The sequence below is a fragment of the uncultured Leptotrichia sp. genome (assembly GCF_938036635.1).
Lineage (GTDB): Bacteria > Fusobacteriota > Fusobacteriia > Fusobacteriales > Leptotrichiaceae > Leptotrichia > Leptotrichia hongkongensis.
In genome coordinates, this window is record NZ_CALHQO010000489.1 from 1 (window position 1) to 5960 (window position 5960).

A 5960-nucleotide genomic window follows, 5' to 3' on the forward strand; every position below is an offset into this window, starting at 1 on the left:
AAAAATTTTTTTAAAATATGATATAATAACAAAAAAATTAGTAAATAAAAAATGGGGAAAATAAAAAATGAAAAATTATTTAAAAGGAATAAATCAAAGACTTGGAAATATTTTTATAAATGTTCGGACTTTGGAGGAATTGGAAAGAAAGACGAAAAGTGTGGTAAATGAAGAAGAGAATGTGGTTGAGTATAATCAGAATATTAAAAAAGTTAATGATTTTATAAAAAAGGGAGAATTTAAAAGAGCGAGAAATGTTTTGGATGAGATGAAGGGACTTCATCGGATGGGGTATTATGAGCTTGGGAAGTATTATTATTTTTGTGAGAGGGATTTGAGCAAGGCAGAGAGCAACTTGTATATTGCTTTTGAAAATGGGATTGTAAAGGCTGGGTATTATTTAGGTCTGTTAGAGGAAAAAAGCGGAAATATAAACTTGGCTAGAAACTGGTATGTTACCAGTTTTAATTTTTCTGAGAAGTCTGTTATGAAGCTGTTTTATTTTGCTATTAGAGAACAGAATTTCTGGGCAATAGATGGATATTTTTATTATTTATTGCAATATGGGGAAAGTGCTAAAAATCTATATGAATTTGCCAAATATTATTTTTGGAGAAATGATGCTGAAAAAATAAAGGAAATTTATAATAAACTACTGAATGAAAGCCAGATTTTGTATTTAACAAAAGAAATTTTATATAATGTCGAATGTATGTTTGGGGATGAAAACAGCAGGGAATATATAAAATTTTTGGAAAATGCTAAAAATTTTGAGAAATTGGGTGAAGTTGAGAAAGCGGAGAAGTTTTATAAAAAATCTGTTGAATACAACGAATATGGAAATATAGAACTAGCTAAATTTTATGGAAAATCTGCAGAATTTGATAAATATGAAAAACTAAAAAAGATTTTTAAAAATAATTTTCTAAAACAAATACGTTCAGAAGCCTCTTATCAGCTTGGAAAATACTGTGAACACCAAAATAATCTTTATGATGCAATAAACTGGTACGAAATATCTTCAAAAAATGAGAATTATAAATCTTTCTATAAACTTTCAAAATTGCAAAACCAAAAATTTTTTGAGAAAGAAGCAAATTTACAAAATGATGATTTTAAATATTTAAAAAAATCTGCGGATTTAGGATATGGACGAGCAATGATTGAAGTGGCACTTAATTCCCATTTAAACAGTCTGGAAAGTTTTGAGATGGCAGAGAAGATTTTGACACGGAATAATGTTTTTGAACTGACAAAGGCGATAACGAATGAGGCAAAAATGATTTATTTTGGAAATGAAATTAAGGAAGTTCTAGAAATAAATTACGAAGAGTAGAATGCAAATACCATAAAAATACTGTTTGAAAATGAGAAGAAAAGAAAAAACCGTTTTAAATGAATTAATCAAATAAAGCGGTTTTTTGTTTATTTTTTAAACTAATCTTTTTTTATAGACGGTTTCAAGAATCCAAGTACTATAGCCGCAATTACACTTCCAATTAGAATTGCAATTAAATACATAAGGAATCCACTATGTCCAGCTGCATTTTTACTTAATCCCATTACCAAAATTCCACCATGAGGTGCAGGTATTTTAATTTGGAATAATCCCACCAAAGCTCCAGTTATTGCTGATCCAATAACACTTGCTGGAATGACTCTTGCTGGATCTGCGGCCGCATAAGGAATTGCTCCTTCAGTTATAAATGATAATCCCATAATATAGTTAGTCAATCCTGCTTCTTTTTCTTGCTCAGTAAATTTATTTTTAAAGATTTGTGAAGCTAGTGCGATTGCAATTGGAGGAACCATTCCACCAGCCATAACTGCTGCCATTGGGAAAGTTCCACCACTAGTCATAGTAGCCGCTGTCAATGTTCCTGTTCCAAATACATAGGCAACTTTGTTTATTGGCCCACCCATATCTACGGCCATCATCCCTGCTAGTAAAGCACCTAATAAGACTGCACTTGCACCTTGCATTGAAGCCAGTCCATTATTCATCCATACATTTAATGCAGTTGCTAATGGGTTGACTATTAGCCACATAATTGTACCTGTTATTAATACTGAAAATACTGGATAGAATAAAATCATTTTTAGTCCATTTAACGCTCTTGGAAGTCCTGCAAAAGCCCATACTAGGAATTTAACCACATATCCTGCTAAAAATCCACCAATTAATGCTCCGATAAATCCTGAAACAGGACCATCTTTAATTATAGGAGTTGTTGCTAAGAATCCTGCAACTAATCCTGCAGATAAAGCCGCTCTTTCACTAATGCTATAAGCTATATATCCACCTAGTATTGGTAAGAAAAGTCCAAATGCCGCTTTTCCAACTGTCATTAATAATTTTGCCAATTCGTGTGTTGAACCAAAATCTTTTCCTGCATTTGCATGCCCAGTTAATGTATCAACTAAGAATGCCAACGCAATCAAGATACCTCCACTTATTACTAATGGAAGCATATAAGAAACTCCACTTAATAAGTGTTTGTAAAGTCCTTTTTTCTCAGATGAAGATGATTCAGAAGAAGCTGTAGAAGAATTACTTGCGTGGAAAATAGGTGCTTTTCCATCTAAAACTTGCTGAATTAATGCTTTTGCATTGTTAATACCTTCTTTTGCCTCCACTTGAATTAATGGTTTACCATCAAATCTGTTAACTTCAATATTTCTGTTGATTGCTAAAATTACACCAGTTGCTTTTTTTATATCTTCATCAGTTAAGACATTTTTTCTACCGTCAGCACCATTTGTTTCAACTTTTATATTTACTCCCATTTCATCAGCTGCTTTTTTAAGTGCTTCTGCTGCCATATAAGTATGGGCAATTCCTGTTGGACAGGCTGTTGCTGCAATTATATAAGGGGCATTTTCATCTGATGAAGTCTGTGCAGGTACTTCTTCTTTCTTTTCTTCCTCTGCAAATTTTTCTGCTTCAGCCTTGTTAATAATATCCAATACTTCATCAGCAGTTTTTGCATTTTCTAGTGCCGCTTTAAAATCATCATCTAGCAATAACTGTGATAATCTTGCAAGTGTTTCGATATGAGTATTATTCGCACCATCTGGAGCTGCAATCATAAAGAATAATGTAGCAGACTCTCCGTCCAATGAATCATAGTCGATTCCTTCAGTTTTTCTTCCCATAGCAAGTGCAGGTTCTTTTACAAACTCTGTTTTTGCATGTGGAATTGCAATTCCTTCCCCAATTCCAGTTGAACTTTGTTCCTCTCTTGCCATCAATGCTTTGACATAGCCATCATAGTCATTTAAGACACCTGTTTTTTCATGAAGTTTTGCAAGTTCTTTAATAACATCTACTTTATTTGTAGACTGTACATCTAGTTTTATTCTATCTTTAATCAGTAAATCTGATATTTTCATCTTTACACCGTCCTTATTAGTTTATTTTTATTTGACATATTTTTTATTCTATCATAGTAAAACCACTTTAAAACTGGATATTTTAGTTTAAGTAGTGTATTTTAAAAAGTTTCCTTTGAAATTTCAATTTCGTCATACAGTTTATTTACTAAATCTTTTTCTGCAAGTCCATAAGAATAAGCTGTTGCACTTCCCGAAGCAACTGCCAGCCTAAATGAATCCTCTGGAGAAAGCCCTTTTACAAATCCAGCAATAAATCCTGCAACCATAGAATCTCCAGCACCAATCGAGTTGATTAATTGCCCTTTTGGAACTGATGCCTCTAATACGAAGTCTTTGTTTACAAGCAATGCTCCTTCGCCGCCTCTGGAAAGAATAACATTTTTTACGCCTTTGTCCAAAAAGAATTTACATTTTTCGACAATTTCAGCCTTTGTTTCCAATTTTTCATCAAACATTTCCCTTAGTTCGTGAATGTTTGGTTTTACAAAAAGATTGTTGTAAATGTTGTCTTGCAGTAAGTTTCCTCTTGTATCAAGTACTATTTCTACATTTGCTTTTATGTTTTCAGATAATTCCTTATAAATTTTGCTGCTGATTGAAGATGGGATACTTCCAGATAATACAAGGATATCTCCGTCTTTTAGATGGGAAATCTTGTTGGTCAGCTCCTGTAATTTTTCAGATGTGATTTCTGGTGAGACACCGGTAAGTTCTGTTTCCTTGTCATTACCATTAACTTTTACATTGATTCTAGTATTTCCTTCAAGTTCCAAAAATTCAGATTTTATGTTGTCTTTTTTTAAATCTCTGACAATAAAATCTCCGACAAATCCAGCTACAAAGCCAATTGCTGTAGATTCTACATCAAGATTTTTTAACACTTTTGAAACATTAATCCCTTTTCCTCCAGCTCTATAATTTACTTCGTGAGCAAGATTTAAATGTTCAGCCTGTAAATCATCTTTTAGATACATGTCATAGTCTAATGCTGGATTCAATGTCAATGTGTAAATCATCATTTTCCTCCTTAAAATTAAATTTTTAATACCTTATTTTTTACTATATATTTATATCATTTGCCAATCAAAAAGTCAAACAATTAAAAAATATAAATATAAATTAAAAAACTGCATTTTTAGTCTTGTTTGTTTTCAAGCTTCCAAATACAGTTTATTTTGATTGTTTATATAGATTTAAACAAATTAATGCTTATGTCCGCAACCACAAGAATGTGAGTGCATATCGATTACCATACGTCCTTGAATTTTTCCTTCTTCCATTTCTTTAAAAATTTCAGGGGCTTCGTCGATAGTTCTTGTTTGAACTACAGGAACAACCAATCCTTCTGCTCCAAACTGGAATGCTTCTCTTAAGTCTTCCCTTGTTCCAACAAGTGATCCAATTACTTCGATACCGTCTAATACTGTTTTTACGATTGGCAAGTCCATAGTTTCTGATGGAAGTCCAACTGCAACAACTTTACCAGCAGCTCTTACTGAATCAATAGCTTGATTAAATGCAACTTTTGATACAGCAGTAACTACAGCAATATGAGCTCCAATTCCACTTAATTCTTTAATTTTTGCAACAGGATCTTCTTTTTTACCATTTATAATATAGTCAGCTCCAACTTCTTTTGCAAGTGCTAACTTGTCATCATTTATGTCAACAGCAATTACATGAGTATTAAATACTTTTTTAGCATATTGAACTGCCAAGTTTCCTAATCCTCCTGCACCGTAGATTACTACCCATTGTCCAGGTTGAGGTTTTCCAACTTTTATTGCTTTATAAGTTGTAACTCCTGCACAAGTAATACTGCTCGCTTGGGCTGGATCCAGTCCTTCCGGAACTTTTACTGCATAATCAGCTGTAACTATACATTGTTCAGCCATTCCTCCGTCAGCAGAATATCCTGCGTTTATTACCTCTCTGCATAAAGTTTCTTGTCCATTGATACAGTATTCACATCTTCCACACCCTTCAAAAAACCAAGCAATACTTACTCTATCTCCAGGTTTTAGTGATGTTACACCCTCAGCAACTTCTCTTACAATTCCAATTCCTTCATGTCCCAAAACTCTTCCTGGCACTTTTCCAAAATCTCCATGAGCCACGTGCAAGTCAGTATGGCAAACACCACAATATTCTACATCAACTAATGCTTCTCCCGCTTTTAGCCCTCTTAATTCTTTTTCTACAACTTCTATTCCAGTTCCTTCTTGATTAACTACTACTGCTTTCATTATACTATTTCCTTTCTGTTTTAAAAATTCATATTAATATATGTGAATATGTTCACATAATAATATATACCCTATAAAATTAAAAAAGTCAAATATTTTTGCAAGGGGATCATCGCCATCCCCTTGCATCCCGGCTAGTCTAAGAATTTTTTTGAAACAAAATTGAAACTCGCTACGAAAAACTCCGCTCAAACAATCAATTTTGTCTCAAAAAAATCACGACAATTTTAGTTTATACTAAATCCATTTAAATCACGAAATTACTACAATCTTTACTGCAAGGTAAAGTTTTGCGGTAATGAGCAATCCTGCAAAAAT

4 protein-coding genes are annotated in these 5960 nt (G+C 32.9%); 1 reads left to right on the plus strand and 3 read right to left on the minus strand.

Annotated features, from left to right (window positions below):
- Positions 1-67: 67 nt before the first annotated feature.
- The gene (locus tag Q0370_RS09895; RefSeq protein WP_299575203.1) at positions 68-1336 is read left to right on the plus strand and encodes a hypothetical protein; all 1269 of its coding nucleotides are present in this window, start codon (positions 68-70) and stop codon (positions 1334-1336) included.
- 101 nt (positions 1337-1437) lie between these two features.
- Here the strand turns inward: Q0370_RS09895 and Q0370_RS09900 are convergent, their stop codons facing one another.
- The 3 genes from Q0370_RS09900 to adhP form a co-directional block, all read right to left on the minus strand.
- Positions 1438-3393 carry a fructose-specific PTS transporter subunit EIIC gene (locus Q0370_RS09900; RefSeq protein ID WP_299575206.1) on the minus strand — a complete coding sequence of 652 codons (1956 nt, stop codon included), beginning with the start codon at positions 3391-3393 and terminating at the stop codon, positions 1438-1440.
- 101 nt (positions 3394-3494) lie between these two features.
- On the minus strand, positions 3495-4415 hold the full coding sequence (pfkB, locus tag Q0370_RS09905; protein ID WP_299575208.1) for a 1-phosphofructokinase: 921 nt from the start codon (positions 4413-4415) through the stop codon (positions 3495-3497).
- Positions 4416-4598: 183 nt separating this feature from the next.
- Entirely contained in the window at positions 4599-5642 is a 1044-nt protein-coding gene (adhP, locus tag Q0370_RS09910; protein WP_299575210.1) for an alcohol dehydrogenase AdhP, read from the minus strand.
- Positions 5643-5960 lie beyond the last annotated feature (318 nt).

What these genes read in the sequence shown, in the direction of transcription:
- Q0370_RS09895 (WP_299575203.1), top strand. Translation starts at nt 68, where the DNA reads ATGAAAAATTATTTAAAAGGAATAAATCAAAGACTTGGAAATATTTTT.
- Q0370_RS09900 (WP_299575206.1), bottom strand. Translation starts at nt 3,393, where the DNA reads ATGAAAATATCAGATTTACTGATTAAAGATAGAATAAAACTAGATGTA.
- pfkB (WP_299575208.1), bottom strand. Translation starts at nt 4,415, where the DNA reads ATGATGATTTACACATTGACATTGAATCCAGCATTAGACTATGACATG.
- adhP (WP_299575210.1), bottom strand. Translation starts at nt 5,642, where the DNA reads ATGAAAGCAGTAGTAGTTAATCAAGAAGGAACTGGAATAGAAGTTGTA.